General features: G+C 34.5%; 1 protein-coding gene. It reads right to left on the bottom strand.

Translation table 11 applies throughout. From position 1 onward, the window contains the following. Positions 1–104 precede the first annotated feature (104 nt). Positions 105–836 (bottom strand): type IV secretion system protein, encoded by a 732-nt coding sequence (locus ACFIM8_RS09135; protein WP_375607608.1) that lies wholly within the window; start codon positions 834–836, stop codon positions 105–107. Positions 837–906: the final 70 nt, after the last annotated feature.

The raw sequence follows: 906 nt of genomic DNA on the forward strand, positions 1-906 counted from the left end.
TGGCTTTGATAAAATCTTTGTGCCTCTCTTAATTGTTCAGAGAGTACTGAACCTTCTACATCGGCTTTTGTTTTCATGAAAAAAAGCAAATGCTGTAAAAAGCTTTATTGGTTAGATCTTATTTGAGGCATAGCTTTGTAGTTAGAGGCTACAATTTTTCTGTACAATTTACGTTTTTGTATTTCGATAAGAGTCTCTTCGTCATCGCTTAAATTTCTGACCATTTGTAGCTTTGTATATTCATTTTGGATCATGGCTGACATGGTCTTGATGCGTGTTTGCAGTTCGAAAACTTCTTTGAGATCTTTTGTTTTATTTATCTTATCTAAGAAATCGTTCATTTGTTTAAAGCGGTTCTCTGCGTCTTGGAAAGTTTGAAAACTTACAGCTTTTTCGACAATTCCACTATATTTAAGACGCGTATTAATTATTTCGCGCATTTTATAAAACGGCAACTGCTGGAAGCCGGCCCTTTTCTCTTCGAGAACAATCTCATTAAATCTTTTTTTAAATTCCCCAGTACCTATGGTTTGGTAGTTTGTCTGTGTTTTTGGGTAGATAGAAGACAAATCTTGTATGAAAGAATTCTTGTTTTCTCCTATTGTTGGTTTTTGTATCCTATTTCCTGTTATAGACTGATGAATTTTTTTCGCGTTTTCGATCTGGTTTTCATTTGTTTTAATTTGTTGTTCTAACAACTTAATAATTTCCAGTGAAAAAGGACTTTTAACAGTTGAACTTTGAGTCCCAGAACCCCAACTAAAGTTAGACGCTAGAGTTAAATTTATGATTCCCCAAAGGGTAATCATTCTTGTGATAATAAATCGCTTTTTCATCTGTCTCCTCGCTTGATTTCGGCAGGGATTGTTTTATTAATAGGCACGCGGTTCCTATCATTGGGCTGTT

The sequence above is a fragment of the Bartonella sp. AC535YNZD genome (assembly GCF_042196625.1).
GTDB lineage: Bacteria > Pseudomonadota > Alphaproteobacteria > Rhizobiales > Rhizobiaceae > Bartonella.